We start from the raw sequence: 16333 nt of genomic DNA, 5'->3' as shown, positions 1-16333 counted from the left end.
AACTCTCCATGCAACTTCTCGGGTTATTGCGTCGCGAGCTGCGTAGCGAATGTCGCCAGTGGGTGGACGACGGCGACATCAGTGAAGACCAGGGCAACCGCATTCTGGCCCGCTACGGCACCCGCCTGGACGACGATTCCGACAGTTCACTGGCCTACAAGGTGCTGGTCACTGTGGCCTTGTTATTTGTCGGTATGGCTATCCTGCTGCTGGTGTCAGCCAACTGGGAGTCGATCCCCCGGGCCGTGCGCATGCTGGGCTTGATTGCTACCACCGTGGCGTTGAACGGGGTGGGCATCTATCAATACCTGCAGCGCCGAGAGGGTATCGGCTGGCTGTTTCTCGGCGGCATCAGCTATGGCGCCTCGATCATGCTGATCGCGCAGATCTACCACCTGGGCGAACATTTCCCGGATGGCCTGTTTTACTGGGCACTGGGTGTGGCGCCCATGGCCTGGCTGGTGCGTAGCCGGGTGATTACCCTGCTGATGCTGGCGGTGGCCATGCTCTGGCTGTTTGCCGAAGGGCAGTTTTCACCACCCTGGGCCATGGCCCTGTTCATGGCAGTGGGGCTGACGGTGGCGGTACAGGCCCGGTCCGCGGGGCTGATGCTGGTGCTGGCGGCAGTGGCGGTGAGCTGGCTGAATCTGTTGCTGGGCTGGGCCTATGGCTACCCGCGCGGGCCGGATTTCGAGGCCGGGCATCTGACCCTGAATCTCGGCCTGCTGGCGTTGCTCTATGCGCTGGTCTGTTGGCTGGGCAGTCGCCCTGCCTTGCACTGGCAACGGGCCGGCAGTCTGATCGGACTATGGACTTTGCGGGGCTATCTGTTGCTGTTGCTGCCGTTCACGTTCAGCGAATTCTCCGAAGGTTACCTCCATGAGCAGGCCGGGTTGACGGACCCGGGGTTGTGGCTGGGGCTGCTGCCGGCCTTGCTGGCGTCATCATTGTTGGTGTTTCGCCGTCTGGGACAGACCGGCGGGCGGTTGCTGGTCATGCTGCTGCCATTCGTGATGCTGGCGATTCATGGTTTGTTGAGTCGGGACGATGCCATGCTGTTTGCGGTGGCGGTGAATCTGCTGGCGCTATTGTCGGCCATTGTGCTGATTCAGGAGGGCTTGCGGCGTGGCCTCAGCCAGTTCTTCTACAGCGGCATTGCCCTGGTATTGGCGCTGGCGGTGATGCGCTATCTGGATCTGTTCGGTGATTACCTGGGCGCCGCGGCCATGTTCCTGGTGGCGGCGGCGGTGCTCTATGGCGCGGCGCGCTACTGGCGTCGCCAGCAGCGTCTTGTGGCGCCGGAAAGCGGGGAGGGACAGGCATGAAACAACGCACTCTGGGCCTGGCCTTGCTGGCCGCGCTTACCCTGCAAGTGGTGATTCTCGCCGGGGTCTTTGTGAACGGTTTCTACCCGCTATGGCTGGGCAAGGAAATCCGTGTGGAAACCCGTCCGGTGGATCCTCGGGATCTGTTCCGTGGTAACTACGCCCGCCTGGGCTACGACTTCAGCACCCTGCCTGCGACAGGATTTCGTCCCGGGGACGTGATTTATCTGCCTCTCGAGCAAGACGGCGACCTGTGGCGCGGACTGACTCCGTCCCACCAGCCCCCGGCGCAGGGTCTTTACCTGCGCGGCAGAGTCAGCGGTTTGCCCTGGGGCGGCACCCGCCGAGTCACCTACGGCATCGAGGCCCTGTTTGCCCCGAAGGAAAAGGCGCTGCAACTGGAGCGGGAATTACGGGACGGTGCTGTGGCGGTGCTGAAGGTGGCACCGAATGGTCGGGCGGCGCTGGTGACGGTGGAGACTAAAGCAATTAATAATTAATAGTGAATAATTAATAACGCGCGATCCTGGGTTCCTGCTTATGAAACGCAAGAGGCCGCGTCCATGGCTTGGGCGCGGCCTCTTGCGTTGCAGGTCTCTGCCCGCTTTCACGCGTAGTTATTAACTATTAATTATTCATTATTAATTGCTTCACCCCATCACCTTCTGAATAAACCCGGACTCCTTCTCGATGGTTTTGGCAAAGGGCTCCAGGGCGTGCATGCGTTCGGTGTGGGCGGCCAGGTTGGGGTAGTTGGCCGGATCGATGCTTTCGCCACCGTGTTTGAAGTTGACCAGCTGGCTGGCCAGGCTGATATCCGCCACGCTCAGGCTGTCGCCAACCAGGAACTCACGACCCTCCAGTTCCTTGTCCAGATAGGCAAACAGGGGCGGGATGGTGGTGGTCAGGGCGTGCTGCACTTTCTCTTCATCGCACTCCTTGCCGATCAGGCGCATCACTACCCGGTTGCGGAACACGGCGAAGGTACAGCGCATGGCCAGGTCATAGTCCACATAACGCTGGAACCAGATTGCCCGCCCCAGTTCCATGGGGTCGGTGGGGTAGAGGGCCGGTTCCGGGTAGACCTTCTCCAGGTAGGCGCAGATGGCGGCAGAATCCGCCAGATACTGGCCGTCCACTTCCAGGGCCGGAATGCGTTTCATGGGGCTGATCTTTTCGTAGCCTTCCGGTGGATTGTTGGGGTCGATATGTACGGCTTCGTAGTCAACTCCTTTCAGTGCCAGCACCACGCGGGTCTTGCGAACGAAGGGTGACAGGGCGGCTCCGTACAGCTTGATGGTCATGGGTCTCTCCCGGTAAATGGTTGTTTTTTCAACGGTGTGGCGAAAGTTTCGCCGTTATAGCGCGCCAATATCAGAGCAGCACAGGTTTTTCGGGTCAATGACGGACCGGGCCAAAATTTTTCCTTGACGCTGGCCGATCAGATACCTATTCTACGCGCCGCTTTGACGTACCACGTCAAGCCCGGGTCCCCTTCGTCTAGTGGCCCAGGACACCGCCCTTTCACGGCGGTAACAGGGGTTCGACTCCCCTAGGGGACGCCACTAATTCGCTGGTCGTTAGCTGGCAAAAAGTTAAGCGGGAATAGCTCAGTTGGTAGAGCACGACCTTGCCAAGGTCGGGGTCGCGAGTTCGAATCTCGTTTCCCGCTCCAAATCAGAAGGGACCCTTTCGGGTCCCTTCGTCGTTTCCGGCCCTGTCATTTGCTTTCAACCGGGCGGCCCTTACACTAGGGACTGACCGAAAGCGAAGAGACTATGGCCCGCCTACACCCCCGATTGCTGGAAGCCCTCAACCTGTTACCGCAGGACAAGCCTGTTCATCTGCTGACACGGCATTCTGTGCGTGAGTTGGCCAAGAACGGCTTTGCCGACTATCGGTTGCCGCTGACCCCGGAAGGTATCGACATGGCCCGTGAATGGGGCGCCCAGCTGGCGCGGCCGGTGGAGGCGTTCTATTCCAGCCCGGTGGGGCGCTGTGTGAATACAGCCATCGCCATGGCAGAAGGCGCCCGCAAGGCGGGGCTGATTGATGAGATTCCCGATATCACCACGGATACCACCCTGGTGGAGCCGGGGTGCTATGTGGAGGACCTGAACCAGGTGGGGCCCACCTTCCTGAAAATGGGGGCCTTCCGGTTTCTCAATCAGCACCTTCAGGAGCCGTTCGACGGCATGCTGTCTCCGGCAGAAGGCCGCAGCAAGCTGGCGGCCTACCTGAAAGCCCGTGAGCCGGCCAGTGGCCACCTCAATGTTCACGTGACCCATGACACCATTCTGGCAGTGCTGGTGGCCGAGCTGCATGGCCGCCGCCGCATCAGCGAAGAGGACTGGCCCTGGATGATGGAAGGGCTATGGGTGTGGTTCAGCGGTGGGCAGATGCACTGGGTCTGGCGTGGTGAACATGGCCACCGGGTGCTTGACCACTGATCTCTCTCTTCACCATCCATTCGACTATTTTGGCGAGGTAATCCTTGTCTGCTCTGACGATTCGTAATCTGACCAAGACCTATGCCAATGGTGTGCAGGCGCTCAAGGGCATCGATCTGCAGGTGGAGAAGGGTGACTTCTTTGCCCTGCTTGGCCCCAACGGGGCAGGCAAATCCACCACCATCGGTGTGATCAGTTCCCTGGTCAACAAGACCGGCGGAGAGGTGAGTATCTTCGGCTATTCCCTGGATACCGAACGGGCCCTGGCCAAGCAGAAAATTGGCGTGGTGCCCCAGGAATTCAACTTCAACCAGTTTGAAAAGGTGTTCGACATCGTCGTCACCCAGGCGGGTTTTTATGGCATCCCCGCGCCCCTGGCTCGAGAACGGGCGGAGAAATACCTGCGCCAGCTGGGCCTGTGGGAAAAACGCGACAAACAGTCTCGGACCCTGTCCGGCGGCATGAAGCGCAGGTTGATGATTGCCCGGGCGCTGGTGCATGAACCGGAACTGCTGATTCTGGATGAGCCCACCGCCGGGGTGGATATCGAGCTGCGCCGTTCCATGTGGGATTTCCTTACCCGCATCAACGGTGAAGGCAAAACGATCATTCTCACCACGCATTATCTGGAAGAGGCGGAATCCCTGTGTCGCCACATTGCCATCATTGATCACGGCACCATCGTGGAAAATACCGACATGAAATCCCTGCTGGAAAAACTGCAGGTGGAAACCTTTATTCTGGATCTGGCCCGGCCGGTCACCGAGGAGCCGGTGCTGGAGGGGTTCGAGGTGTGGCTGAAAGATTCCCGAACCCTGGAAGTGGCGGTACCCAAATCACAAAGCCTCAACACCCTGTTTGTGGCGTTGGCGGATCAGCACTTCGAAGTGATGAGTATGCGTAACAAGGCCAACCGGCTGGAGGAATTGTTTGTGCGACTGGTGGAGCAGAACCTGCCCGGGGAGCAGGCATCATGAGTGCATACCAACAGTGGGTGGCCTTTCTCACCATCGTTACCAAGGAAATCCGTCGTTTTACCCGGATATGGCCGCAGACATTGCTGCCCCCGGCGATCACCATGACCCTGTACTTCGTGATCTTCGGCAATCTCATCGGGAGCCGCATCGGTGAGATGGGCGGGTTTAATTACATGCAGTACATCGTCCCCGGCCTGATCATGATGAGCGTGATACAGAACAGCTACGGTAATGTGGTGAGCTCGTTCTTTTCCACCAAGTTCCAGCATTCCATTGAAGAGATGCTGGTGTCGCCGATGCCGGCCCACGTGATCCTCAATGGCTTTATCGTTGGTGGGATGGTGCGCGGGATGCTGGTGGGCCTGATCGTCAGCCTGCTCAGTCTGTTCTTCACTCATCTGTCCATGCAGCACCTGCTGATTACCATCACCGTGGTGATGCTGACGGCGGCCCTGTTTGCCCTGGGCGGTTTCATCAACGCCATCTTTGCCAACAAGTTCGATGATATTTCCATCGTTCCCACCTTTATTCTGACGCCGCTGACCTACCTGGGCGGGGTGTTCTATTCCATCGATTTACTGCCGGAATTCTGGCGGACAGTGAGCCTGGCGAACCCCATCGTTTACATGGTCAATGCCTTCCGTTACGGCGTGCTGGGTGTCAGTGATGTGAATGTCTACGCTTCACTGGGAGCGATCCTGATGTTTGTGGTGGCGTTCTATCTGCTGGCACTGTGGCTGTTGCAACGGGGTACGGGTATTCGCCACTAAACAATCGGATTATGATGGGAATATAATCCATGGACGGGTGTGCCAAGAGGTAATCATGAGTTATTTGAAGGAAACGCCACTGGGGCGGTCCACCGATTATGTGGATGAGTACATGCCCTCGTTGTTGTGCCCGGTGCCGCGCTGGGATGCGCGGGAATCCCTGGAGCTGGAGGAGCTGGGTGATGAAGATACCAGCCTGCCGTTCCACGGCACGGATATCTGGAATGCCTACGAGCTGTCCTGGCTCAATGAAAAAGGCAAACCGGTGGTTGCCCTGTGCGAGCTGCGTATTCCCTGTACTACCCCCAATATTGTGGAATCCAAGTCGCTCAAGCTGTATCTGAATTCCTTTGCCAACACCCGTTTTGAAAGTCGAGACAAGGTACGGGCTGCCATTGAAAAGGATGTGGCCCAGACCGTGGGTGGCAATATGGAAGTGTTGCTGTATTCCCTGGAAGAATCCGCCGGTTTTCCGGTCTGGGAAGATCGTGGTCAGTGCGTGGATAACATCGATATCGGGTTTGAGCACTATGAATACCGGCCCGACCTGCTGCTGTGCGACCAGGGGGCCGAGCAGACCGGCCAGCTTTATTCCCACTTGTTACGTAGCCATTGCCCGGTAACCAACCAGCCGGACTGGGCCACGGTGGTGGTGCGCTACACCGGTCGCGCCATCAGCCCGGCCAGTTTTCTGCGTTATGTGGTGTCCCTGCGAAATCACCAGGGGTTCCATGAACAGATTATCGAGCAGATGTTCGTGGATCTGATGCGCCAGTGCTCCCCACGCCACCTGACCGTTTATGGTCGCTTTACGCGCCGGGGAGGCATCGACATCAATCCGTTCCGCTCCAACAGCGAGCAGCCCTTACCGAATCGACGCACCATCCGTCAGTAACATCATCAAGCCAACATCGTTATCAAGGAGCGAATAATGTCGGATCTGGAACAGACCCAGAGCGAACCCAAACCGGAAGAACGCAGCCTGGGCCTTGCCTGCCACCTACTGGCGCTGGCGGGTCTGGTGGTGCCGTTCGGGAATATCCTGGGACCACTGATCATGTGGCTGGTCAAGAAAGATGAAAGTGCCTTTGTCGATGACCAAGGCAAGGAAGCATTGAACTTCAACATCACCATTTCCATTGCCGGCTTTATTGCCTTCCTGCTGATGTTTGTGGTCATCGGCGGTCTGCTGTTGCCGATCATCGGTATCTTCTGGTTGGTGATGACCATCATCGCCGCGGTGAAGGCTAATGGCGGAGAGCGGTATCGTTATCCGTTGACCATTCGGTTGATTAAGTAGCCTTCCACACTCCCCGCAGGAGCGTCGCTGGCGGCGCGATCACCCAACCCAGTTGCGAGAGACGAGGAACGAAAAGCGAAAACCGGGCTTTCCCAACGTCCGGGTTTTGATTTTCGAAACTCGCTTCTCGCGATTCGTCACTGTTGGTCTATCGCGCCGCCAGCGACGCTCCTACGATCGGGGCGTGGCTACGGCCCCAACGGCCAGCCAAACCCGATCCACACTCCCAGCAAGACCGACCACCCCAACAACAACGTCAGGCTATACGGCAGCATCAGGGCGATCAGGGTGCCGATACCGGTGTCTGGCTGATAGCGGCGAGCGAAGCCCAGTACCAGTACGAAATAGGGCATCAGCGGGGTGATGATATTGGTGCTGGAATCACCCACCCGGTAGGCCGCCTGGGTTGCTTCCGGGGAGATGCCCAGTAGCATCAGCATGGGTACGAAGATGGGCGCCAGGATAGACCACTTGGCCGAAGCGCTGCCGATCAATAAATTGATCAGAGCGGCAAGCAATACGAAAAACAGCAACAGCACCACCTTGGGTAGCGTCAGGCTGCCCAGCCAGGCAGCGCCCTCAATGGCGAGCAGCAGTCCCAGCTGACTGTAATTGAACCAGGCCACAAACTGGGCGGCGAAAAACATCAGCACCAGGTAGCCGGCCATGGAAGCCATGGTGGTTTCCATGGCGCTGATGATGTCGCCGGCATTGCGAAACTGGCCGCTCATACGTCCATACACCGCACCACACACCCCTGCGATGACTGCCACTATTACCACCAGTCCGTGAATGAACGGCGAGCCGAGGATGTCACCGGTGTCCTGGTGGCGCAGGGGCGCATCGGCGGGTAGCACCAGCAAGGCAATGCCCCCCAGCAGCAGCACCAGGGTGGCCAGCGTCCATTTCAGGGCGTGGGGGTGGCTGCTTGGCACTTCCGGGGCGGAGGCCTCTCCAAGTGGCTGGTTGGCCAGCCTGGGTTCGGTGATGCGCTGGGTGACCAGGGTGACCAGTGCGGTGACCAGAAAGGTGGAGACGATAATGAACCAGTAATTGCCGGTGGCATCCACGGTTCGGCTCGGGTCCACAATCCGGGCGGCTTCCGTGGACAGGCCGGCCAGGGTGGCATCCACCGGCCCCACTAAAAGGTTGGCGCTGAAGCCGCCGGATACCGCTGCAAAGGCGGTGGCGATGCCGGCGATGGGGGAGCGACCGGCAAGCTGAAATACCAGCCCGGCCAACGGGATCAGCACCACATAGCCCGCATCCACGGTGAGGCTGGAGAGGACCCCGGCAAAGGCCACCGTGATCACCAGGGTGCGTCCGGACGCCCGTCGCACCAGACTGGCCAGGCTTACTGACAACAGCCCGGACTGCTCTGCCACGCCCAGCCCCAGCATGGCCACCAGCACGATGCCCAGCGGTGCAAAGCCGGTGAAGTTGCCCACCAAGGAGGTGAACAGATAGCGAATGCCGCCGCCGTCGACCAGCGAGCGCACCGTTACCGTCTCGTCGCTGAGCGGATGCACGGTGGATAGCCCCATTGCTCCCAATACTGCGGTGAGCGGAAGCAGCAACAGGCAAAGCCAGACAAACAGCAAGGTCGGGTGGGGCAGTTTGTTGCCCAGCGTTTCCAGTCGGCCCAGCCAGCCGGCGGTGTTGGTCATGGTGTGGCCCCTTGTGGTAATCGGATTACTTTAGCGAGGAGCGGCTAGCGGGAACAAGGGTGATCAAGGGCAGTGTTTCGCAGGAGCTATGCTTGCATGGCGAATGGTTGGAGAAGGTTCGCATGTCGCAGATCCCCCTTGGGGGGCAAGCGTAGCTCCAACAGATGGCGGAAGGCGTTTCATCTTTACCGGTTTCGCGGAAAGATATCGCCATAGCGTTGTGAGAGTTCAACTCCCTTATGGCGCCCACAAAAAAGCCCCGCAGTGCGGGGCTTTTTTAAATTTGGCGGTGGGGGAGGGATTCGAACCCTCGATACGTTTCCGTATACACACTTTCCAGGCGTGCTCCTTCGGCCACTCGGACACCCCACCTTGAACTGATTGTGCTCAAGAGCCATCTGGCCAACTCTTGAGGGCGCGTAGAGTACCGGAGGGTGGGGCCTGAGGCAAGCGCCTCACTGCCTGGTTGGTCAGGGTTTGAGCAGTTCCGGGCGGGAGATTCAGGTTCTAGCCAGGTACAGGCCCTGATACAGGCAAACCACCTGGCCGTCGGAGGCAGTGCCCGTGGCATGAATGCGAAGCGTGGCCTTGCCCCGTCGGCTGAGACGCTGGGTGAAGCGATCCCGGTCTTCTTCGCTGATGGTCGCGGCGATGTGCAGATCACCGTCCAGCGGTAATTTGTATTCCAGCGAGGTTTCCACGGCCACCACGTCGGCCGGGTGACCGCTCTGCTGGGCCGCCAGCGTGGTCAGTCCCCAGCCGGCCAGAGTGAGCAGGGCAGACTGGCTGCCGGCAAAGAAGGTGCCCTTGTCATTGTGGTTGGGTGCCAGGGGCGCGGTGACGACCAGGCAGAGACCGTCGAAATCGGCGAAGGTGAAATCCAGATGCCGGGTCAGGGGGATGGCGTCGCGGACCCGTTCTCCCAGCGCGGCCAGATCCATCATGGCAGGGTACGGATGAAGTCGGCGGGTGACTCATCCGGCAGGCTTTTCAGATTGCCCAGCGGGGTGCCCAGATACAGGTAGGCCACCACCTGATCCTTGGGGGCAAAGCCCAGCATGCGCTTGGCCAGATCGGAGTTGGCCATGGCACCGGTTCGCCACATGGCGCCCAGGTTCAGTTCATAGGCGGCGACCATCATGTTCTGTACGGCGGCGCCAACGGCCAGCACCTGTTCCCACACGGGAATCTTGTGGTTCTCGGTGACCTCCGCCACGGCCACGATAATGGTCGGTGCACGCATTGCCTTGCTGCGGGCAATTTCCCGGCTGCGTGTATCGGCCTCCGGCTGCTCCTCCAGGAGTTGGGCTTCCATGATGTCGCCCAGCCGTTCCCGTTGCTCGCCTTCCAGGACGATAAACCGCCAGGGACGCAACAGGCCATGGTCCGGTGCACGGATAGCCGCGCGCAGCAACAGGTCCAGCTGCTCATCGCTGGGGCCTGGCTGGTCCAGACGGGGGCTGGAAACACGGGTGGTCAGGGCGGTGATGGTGTCCATTCAGGGCTCCTTGTACTGGGGCGCCATGGTAGCCCGATTTGATAACAAGTCCCAGTCACCGCTATCTGTCTGCCTTTGATCATGCCAGTCTTTTTTCTTAGAAGGGAAACGGATAAGCTTCTCGCAAATCACGTGAAACGGTTCACATGCCAAGCTCAATCAAAAAGAAAGCCCGCCGACTGCATATCGGTCCCATGGAGCGGGCGCGGCGTCAGGCCAATTACATCCGTTTACTGGCTTTTCTGGTGGCTGCCATGATTCTCATGGCCGGCCTCAAGCTGGAATTGTACCCACAGATTTACATGCTCGGGGTGGCGGGGCTGCTGGCCTATCCCCTGATTGCCCAGGGCATGCTGTATGTCACGGAAAAGCAGGACCGCCCGCTGAAGCCGGTGCATCAGTTGCTGATGCAAATCGACGCGATGATCATCGGTGTGGTCTGTGCCCTGCTGCATTTCGCGTTGGTGCCCTCGATGGTGTTGTTGATCATTGTGCATGCCAATGCGGTGAGCAGTGGTGGCCTGAAGCCCTGGCTACTGAACCTGTTGATGACGGCCATCGGTGCGCTGGTGATGGGCTGGATTCTGGGTTTTCCCGCCTTGCCGGTGGAGCAGTCACCGATCTTGCTGACGGTCATTTCCCTGTTGGGCCTGGGGATCTATGTGGGGGCATCTTCCGCCTTTGCGCATCTCCAGGCCCGTTATCTGAAGCAAGCCCAGGATGCCGTGCGCCGCCAGCAGAAGCAGGCGGTGGATATGTCGCGCAAACTGGCCAAGTATCTGCCGCCCCAGGTGTGGGGATCGCTGTTTTCCGGTAAGCGTGATGCCAAGCTGGAAACCCGCCGCAAACGGCTGACGGTGTTCTTTTCCGACATCAAGGGCTTCAGTGCCATTTCCGAGGAGCTGCCGCTGGAAACCCTGACCAGCATGCTCAATACCTATCTCAGTGAAATGACCCGCATCGCTTTGCGTCATGGCGGCACCATCGACAAGTTTATCGGGGACGCGGTGATGGTGTTTTTTGGCGATCCCAAAAGTGCCGGTGCCCAGGAAGATGCCTTCCACTGTGTCATGATGGCCATCGAAATGCAGGAGCAGATGAAACTGCTGCGTCAGCGCTGGAAGCGGGAGGGCATTGATCACAAGCTGGAAATCCGCATTGGTATCAATACCGGCTACGTAACAGTGGGCAACTTCGGTACCGACTCGCGAATGGATTACACCATTCTGGGTACCGACGTGAACCTGGCCAGCCGACTGGAATCCGCCTGTCGCCCCGGTGGTGTACTGATTTCCCAGGCCACCCAGGAGCTGGTGAAAGACCGTATTCAGTGCCGCAATATCGGCGACATTCAGGTCAAGGGTTTCAACCGGCCGATTCCGGTGTATGAAGCCATGGGGGCCAAGAAGGATGCCGGCGCCCGCAACCGCTATGTATCCGCTGAAACCCAGGGCTTCGGCATTCATCTGGATGTGCAGCGGGTGCGCAATTTCGACAAGAACTCCATCCTCAAGACGCTGGCCCGATCCGCCACTGACCTGAAACAGGACAAGACGGTGGACCTGGACTTTGAAGCCGAGGGCTTCAGCCTGCACGTGAAAAGCGCCGAACTGAAAAAACGCGAACGGGAAAAAATCATCGATGTGATGGGCCGTGCCGCGAAAAAAGTGCAGACCGAAGTCAGGGTTTGAAGGGATAGTTTCGAGCTACGAGCTACGCTCGGTTGGATAGGGAAAGGTTGGGAAGTTCCTGGGACCTTGGCGTTTCTACGAAGCCACTGTAGGAACGTAGCGCAGCGGAGTAACGCACGTAGTTCCGTGCGGCCCGAAGGGTGAGCGAAGCGAATAATACCTCTTGAGGTGCGAACCGCGTTTGTGGGGAAATCGCCCGCACGGCGATCAGGAAGTTCAGCGCCCGACAGGTTTCAGAAAGAACGGCGGACGACAATTCTTTCTCGCCTCGCTACGCTCGGTTCGCTATGCAAGCATAGCTCCAACATGAAGGTTGGAGATAATGTCGCGGGCAGGGCGCTTGCCGTTTGGCACGGCCCCACCCGCGGTACACTCGAAGCAAGCAGCTAGTAGCTCGCCGCTGCTCTCACATCGGCAACACTTCCACGGTCCCCAGATATTGTAGCCGGCGCTGGTCGGCTTTCGGGTTGCTGACCTTGTCATCAGTGCTGGCGGCTTCCAGGTAGTAGCGAGCGGCGGCCGGCCAGGTGATGGACAGCATCCCCTTGTCGTCGCTAATCACGGTCCAGTTGTCCTGGCTATCCCGATAACGGGTGCCGCCGGGGACCAGTTCCATTGCCACACCGGTGGCCGGCTTGCCATCCACCAGCAGACGCCATTGCGAGGTTTCACCCGCGTACAGATCGTTGGGGTGGGTCAGCATTTCCAGTTCCATGCCTTTACCGGTGGGCGCAATGGGGGTCGGAGCGCCCAGGGTGACCACAGTCTCCAGGCGGTTATGGACTTCAATCAGGGTTACGTCGCTGGCATTTTTGGGGAGCTCGGCGAGCAGTTTGTCCGCATCCATGCCTCGGGCGCGTTGACGTTCACCGTTTACCTGGTACATCAGGAAATAACCGGGGTTGGCCACGGCGATCCGGTAGCTGCCGGGTTTGTCCAGGTTCACATCGAAGACGCTGCGGCGGTGACCTTTAAGCAGATTTTCCACGGTAGCGGCCTGACCATCCGGGCCGGTGACTTGCAGATAATCCAGCGGGTAGGCGCGCTCCACGGCGAAGATGTCATTGGAGATGCTGGCATCCACGGTGACCCACTGGGGCTCGGAGACACTGGTATGGCTGGGCAACAGCCACAGCTTGTGGGCCTGGGCGGGCAATGCCATTGCCAGCAGGGATAACAGGCTGATGCGCTTCAGTGTGGTGTTCATGGTGTTCTCCTTTTCGTGGTGATTGGCGTCAGGGGGTGAGGGTCAACGTGACGGTGCCCAGTTCACTGCTACCGTTAGCCTGGTGTTGCTGAGGGCGGCTGGCGGGCCACTGGAAGGGCAGACGCACCACTTCACGGCCACCCACTTCCCGAGAGGCTTCCACCACCAGTTGGTAATTCCCTTTCGGCAGCTCCTGCAGGCGTTGCAGTTCGCTGAAATCCACCGAGTGTTTGCCCGGGCTGCGGGTGGCGCCGGTGAGGCCGTCATAGGGCTTTTGTTGGCTGCGGCCGGTACGCCGCCACCATTGGCGGATATCCTTGAGCCACTTTTCCTGGTCGTCGTACCACAGGCCCAGGGGCAGGATGGTGCTGCGATCGCTGTTTTCTACCCAGAAGGCCACGTAGGGCGCGTGGTATTCCGCCACTCTTAATCGGGGGATTTCCACTTCCACCTGAAAGGTATCGGCGCCGGCATAACCGGCCAGCAGAGAAAACAGCAAGATGGGGAGTAAACGCATGGGGCTGTCCTTTTAGTGCATGAAAAACACGATCAGTAACCAGGGCAGTGCCAGCCCGGCCAGGGTCACCGGCCAGGTGGCCGGACGACGTTTGGCGTGGAGCATCATCAGCCCCAGGCCGGTGAGTGCGAACAGCAGGCTGGCCACGGCGAAGATGTCGATAAACCAGGTCCAGGCCGCGCCGGTATACCGTCCCTTGTGCAGGTCATTGAAAAAGGCGATCCAGCCCCGGTCGGTCTGCTCGGCCAGCACGCTGCCATCATTGAGATCAATGGCCAGCCAGGCATCGCCTCCGGGGCGGGGCAGGGCCAGATAGACTTCCCCGGCGGACCATTCGGCGACTTTGTCACCGGTACGGATCTGCATCTCCCGTTCCAGCCAGACGCGGACGGGCATGGGCAAGGCCCCTTCTTGCCTGAGGGCAAGCTGTTGCCGCAATGGGGCGGGCAATAAGGCTTCCTGTTCCTGTACCGCCGGGTCTGCACCAATGGCGCTGGCATGGTTCAGGGTGATCCCGGTGAGGCTGAATAACAGCAGGCTGATCAGGCACAGGGCCGAGGTGATCCAGTGCCATTGGTGGAGCTGTTTCAGCCAGAAGGCTTTGCGTTTCTTGTTCACAGCGGGGGAGGGCTCGGCAAATTTCGATGCCAGGGATGGTAATGAGAATGGTTCTTTTTAAATAGACGCGGGGGCTGTAAAGAATGTAAGACGGAGCCCTTTCTTGAATTTGATTCAAATAATGCTGGATTCGGCGAATGGTAATTCTTATCATTCGCGAATGAATGCCGTTGCCCATATCCCTTCCCGCCTGCTGATCATCGAAGACGATGCGCTACTCGGCGCCCATCTGCGTGATTTTCTGACGGAGCGCCGTTATCAAACCACCCTCTGTGCGGATGGCGCCCGGGGTTTGGCGGCGGCGGCTTCCGGTGACTTTGATCTGGTATTGCTGGATATCCTTCTGCCCGGTCTGAATGGGCTGGAATTGCTGGCACAGCTTCGCCGGAAAAGCCCGGTGCCCGTGATCGTGGTGTCCGCCCTGGGTGACGAGCAGGCCAGGATTCAAGGGCTGATTGGTGGCGCCGATGATTACCTGCCAAAGCCGTTCAGCATGGCCGAACTGGTGGTCCGGGTGGAGGCGCTGTTACGGCGGGTCAGCCTGGAGCGGCATCGGCCTGCGCTAACGGAAGCCGCCGGTGGTCTGGTGCTGGACGAGGCCAGCCAGGGTGCGAGTTATCGGCATCAGGATCTGGGCCTGACCGGCACTGAATTCCGTCTCCTGCAGGTGTTGCTGGAGCACCGTGACCAGGTGTTGAGCAAGCCCTTCCTTTACCAGGCTGTGCTGTATCGGGGATGGGGTCGCCACGACCGCAGCCTGGACTTGCATGTCAGCCATCTGCGCCGCAAGTTGCGTGCTGCCGGGGTGTCGGAATCCACCGTGCGCACCGTCTGGGGGCAGGGTTATACCCTGGTGACCGCTCATCTGTGATGCTTGATCGACATTCCCTGCTTTGGCGCCTGGCAATGCTGCTGATGATAACGGCGGTGTGTACCGTCACGCTCAGCCACTGGCTCAATCGTACCCTGAGTAACCGGGCGTTGTTGCTCAGTGATGAGGCGAAAACCGTGATGCGCGGTTATGCCGCCGATGCGGAACAAGCCTGGCTGAAGGAGGGGGCTCCGGGTGTGGCGGGCTGGATCGCTGCCGTGGCTGAGCATGAACCCGGCGACATCATGGTGGTCAGCCAGGATGATCAGTCGCTCAGCGGTATGCCGCTGACAGAATCGGAGCGGGACGGCCTGCGGTTTCAGCGGGGGCTGGAGTGGCGCATGAGTTTTCGTTATCGCTCCATGCCTTATATCGGTGTGCCTTTTCCCCAGCGACCGGAACAGGGTCGCCTGGTCATGCAGCTACCGCCTCGCTTCATGCCTGCTCAGGACTGGCCGATATGGGAGTCCCTGTTAATGGTGGGGTTGCCCGCCCTGGTGGCCCTGGCACTGGGGCTGGTGCTGTTCTGGCGCGTCCGCGGGCCGCTGCGCGGCTTGCAGCAGCAGGTGATGCAATTCAAGGATGACCCGGAGGCCCGGGTCCACCCACCGCTGAGTCAGCGCCGGGACGAATTTGGTGATGTGGCCCGCAGCTTCAATCACATGGCCGAACAGGTGTCGGCCATGCTGACCACCCAGCGCCAGCTCCTCAATGACATGTCCCACGAGTTGCGTACGCCCCTCAGTCGTCTGGCGGTGGCCCTGGAAAGCCAGATGGACGAGCAAGCCCTGCGGCAACGGGTGGCCAGGGAGCTGATCCAGATGCGTACCCTGGTGAACGATACCCTGGCATTGGGATGGCAGGACACGGAGTCCGATGATGTCGGGCAGGAGTCAATTTCGTTGTGGGCACTGTGGGATGTGGTGAGCGATAACGCCGCGTTCGAAAGTGACTGGCATCCCTCCCGCTTCCCCTGTGACTTGCCTGTCGATGCCCAGGTCCGCGGCAATCTGAATGCGCTGGCCCAGGTACTGGAAAACCTGGTGCGGAACGCGGTGCGCTATTCTCCCGCCGAGGGAAGTGTGTCCCTCTGCGGCGCCAGGGAAGGCATGTGGTGGCACCTGTGGGTGACCGATCAGGGGCCCGGTGTACCTGCGGAGCGGCTGGAAGATATCTTCGCGCCTTTCGTCCGGCTGGACAGTGCCCGTGCCGGCAACAGTGGTTTCGGTCTGGGGTTGAGCATTGCCCGCCGTGCGGTACAGCGCCTGGGCGGCCAGCTATGGGCCGAAAACGTGAGTCCAGGTCTGCGGATCCACCTGCGCCTGCCGGCGGCTGTATAGTTTGTAAATCTTCTTTATCTGCAAATAAGAATCAATATCATCACTTGCCGTGAAGCATGTTCATTCATGTTTATGCGGCTCTGGCCGTGTTCGGGGGATCCG

The 16333-nt window shown here is 59.5% G+C and carries 17 protein-coding genes and 3 tRNA genes; 12 read left to right on the top strand and 8 right to left on the bottom strand.

Annotation, left to right across the window (positions count from 1 at the left end; translation table 11 throughout):
* Window positions 1-8: 8 nt before the first annotated feature.
* Window positions 9-1325 carry a DUF2157 domain-containing protein gene (locus A0251_RS15855; protein ID WP_062817816.1) on the top strand — a complete coding sequence of 439 codons (1317 nt, stop codon included), beginning with the start codon at window positions 9-11 and terminating at the stop codon, window positions 1323-1325.
* Window positions 1322-1825, top strand: a complete 504-nt coding sequence (locus A0251_RS15850) for a GDYXXLXY domain-containing protein (protein WP_062817815.1) — start codon at window positions 1322-1324, stop codon at window positions 1823-1825. The genes A0251_RS15855 and A0251_RS15850 overlap by 4 nt, the downstream gene beginning before the upstream one ends.
* 150 nt (window positions 1826-1975) lie before the next feature.
* Here the strand turns inward: A0251_RS15850 and A0251_RS15845 are convergent, their stop codons facing one another.
* Entirely contained in the window at window positions 1976-2629 is a 654-nt protein-coding gene (locus A0251_RS15845) for a glutathione S-transferase family protein (protein ID WP_062817814.1), read from the bottom strand.
* A gap of 185 nt (window positions 2630-2814) precedes the next feature.
* On the opposite strand from A0251_RS15845, the gene A0251_RS15840 reads away from it, so the two are divergent.
* The 7 genes from A0251_RS15840 to A0251_RS15810 all read left to right on the top strand — a co-directional run bounded on the left by A0251_RS15840 (window position 2815) and on the right by A0251_RS15810 (window position 6822).
* Window positions 2815-2890 (top strand) — tRNA-Glu (locus A0251_RS15840).
* Between the two features lie 34 nt (window positions 2891-2924).
* Window positions 2925-3000 (top strand) — tRNA-Gly (locus tag A0251_RS15835).
* A 103-nt stretch (window positions 3001-3103) separates the two neighbouring features.
* Complete coding sequence (locus A0251_RS15830) at window positions 3104-3775, top strand: histidine phosphatase family protein (RefSeq protein WP_062817813.1); 672 nt, start codon at window positions 3104-3106, stop codon at window positions 3773-3775.
* 44 nt (window positions 3776-3819) lie between these two features.
* Window positions 3820-4752: an ABC transporter ATP-binding protein gene (locus tag A0251_RS15825; protein ID WP_062817812.1), complete on the top strand. Its 933-nt coding sequence runs from the start codon at window positions 3820-3822 to the stop codon at window positions 4750-4752.
* Window positions 4749-5522, top strand: a complete 774-nt coding sequence (locus tag A0251_RS15820; protein ID WP_062817811.1) for an ABC transporter permease — start codon at window positions 4749-4751, stop codon at window positions 5520-5522. The genes A0251_RS15825 and A0251_RS15820 overlap by 4 nt, the downstream gene beginning before the upstream one ends.
* Window positions 5523-5577: 55 nt before the next feature.
* Window positions 5578-6417: an NADPH-dependent 7-cyano-7-deazaguanine reductase QueF gene (gene queF, locus A0251_RS15815; protein ID WP_062817810.1), complete on the top strand. Its 840-nt coding sequence runs from the start codon at window positions 5578-5580 to the stop codon at window positions 6415-6417.
* A gap of 36 nt (window positions 6418-6453) precedes the next feature.
* Window positions 6454-6822, top strand: a complete 369-nt coding sequence (locus A0251_RS15810) for a DUF4870 domain-containing protein (RefSeq protein WP_062817809.1) — start codon at window positions 6454-6456, stop codon at window positions 6820-6822.
* Between the two features lie 188 nt (window positions 6823-7010).
* Here the strand turns inward: A0251_RS15810 and A0251_RS15805 are convergent, their stop codons facing one another.
* The 4 genes from A0251_RS15805 to A0251_RS15790 form a co-directional block, all read right to left on the bottom strand.
* Window positions 7011-8489, bottom strand: a complete 1479-nt coding sequence (locus A0251_RS15805) for an AbgT family transporter (protein WP_062817808.1) — start codon at window positions 8487-8489, stop codon at window positions 7011-7013.
* A 284-nt stretch (window positions 8490-8773) separates the two neighbouring features.
* Window positions 8774-8861 (bottom strand) — tRNA-Ser (locus A0251_RS15800).
* Between the two features lie 128 nt (window positions 8862-8989).
* Window positions 8990-9433 (bottom strand): YiiD C-terminal domain-containing protein, encoded by a 444-nt coding sequence (locus tag A0251_RS15795; RefSeq protein ID WP_062817807.1) that lies wholly within the window; start codon window positions 9431-9433, stop codon window positions 8990-8992.
* Window positions 9430-9987: a nitroreductase gene (locus A0251_RS15790; protein ID WP_062817806.1), complete on the bottom strand. Its 558-nt coding sequence runs from the start codon at window positions 9985-9987 to the stop codon at window positions 9430-9432. Before A0251_RS15790 ends, A0251_RS15795 begins: the two co-directional genes overlap by 4 nt.
* Window positions 9988-10133: 146 nt before the next feature.
* Here A0251_RS15790 and A0251_RS15785 point away from each other — a divergent pair, with 146 nt between their 5' ends.
* Complete coding sequence (locus A0251_RS15785; protein WP_062817805.1) at window positions 10134-11678, top strand: adenylate/guanylate cyclase domain-containing protein; 1545 nt, start codon at window positions 10134-10136, stop codon at window positions 11676-11678.
* A 406-nt stretch (window positions 11679-12084) separates the two neighbouring features.
* Here the strand turns inward: A0251_RS15785 and A0251_RS15780 are convergent, their stop codons facing one another.
* From A0251_RS15780 to A0251_RS15770, 3 genes are read right to left on the bottom strand one after another with little or no spacing between them, the layout of a single operon-like run.
* Window positions 12085-12885, bottom strand: coding sequence for a DUF4198 domain-containing protein (locus A0251_RS15780; RefSeq protein WP_062817804.1), 801 nt, complete (start codon window positions 12883-12885; stop codon window positions 12085-12087).
* A 28-nt stretch (window positions 12886-12913) separates the two neighbouring features.
* Window positions 12914-13402: a DUF2271 domain-containing protein gene (locus A0251_RS15775; protein ID WP_062817803.1), complete on the bottom strand. Its 489-nt coding sequence runs from the start codon at window positions 13400-13402 to the stop codon at window positions 12914-12916.
* Between the two features lie 12 nt (window positions 13403-13414).
* On the bottom strand, window positions 13415-14020 hold the full coding sequence (locus tag A0251_RS15770; protein ID WP_062817802.1) for a PepSY-associated TM helix domain-containing protein: 606 nt from the start codon (window positions 14018-14020) through the stop codon (window positions 13415-13417).
* Window positions 14021-14180: 160 nt separating this feature from the next.
* Here A0251_RS15770 and A0251_RS15765 point away from each other — a divergent pair, with 160 nt between their 5' ends.
* Together A0251_RS15765 and A0251_RS15760 are read left to right on the top strand one after the other, a co-directional pair.
* The gene (locus A0251_RS15765; protein ID WP_062817801.1) at window positions 14181-14891 is read left to right on the top strand and encodes a response regulator transcription factor; all 711 of its coding nucleotides are present in this window, start codon (window positions 14181-14183) and stop codon (window positions 14889-14891) included.
* Between the two features lie 35 nt (window positions 14892-14926).
* Window positions 14927-16231, top strand: a complete 1305-nt coding sequence (locus tag A0251_RS15760) for a sensor histidine kinase (protein WP_231874265.1) — start codon at window positions 14927-14929, stop codon at window positions 16229-16231.
* Window positions 16232-16333: the final 102 nt, after the last annotated feature.

Origin of the sequence: Alcanivorax sp. NBRC 102024, from assembly GCF_001602235.1 — a bacterium.
Taxonomy (GTDB): Bacteria; Pseudomonadota; Gammaproteobacteria; order Pseudomonadales; family Alcanivoracaceae; genus Alcanivorax.
This window is presented reverse-complemented; position numbering and strand designations above follow the sequence as displayed.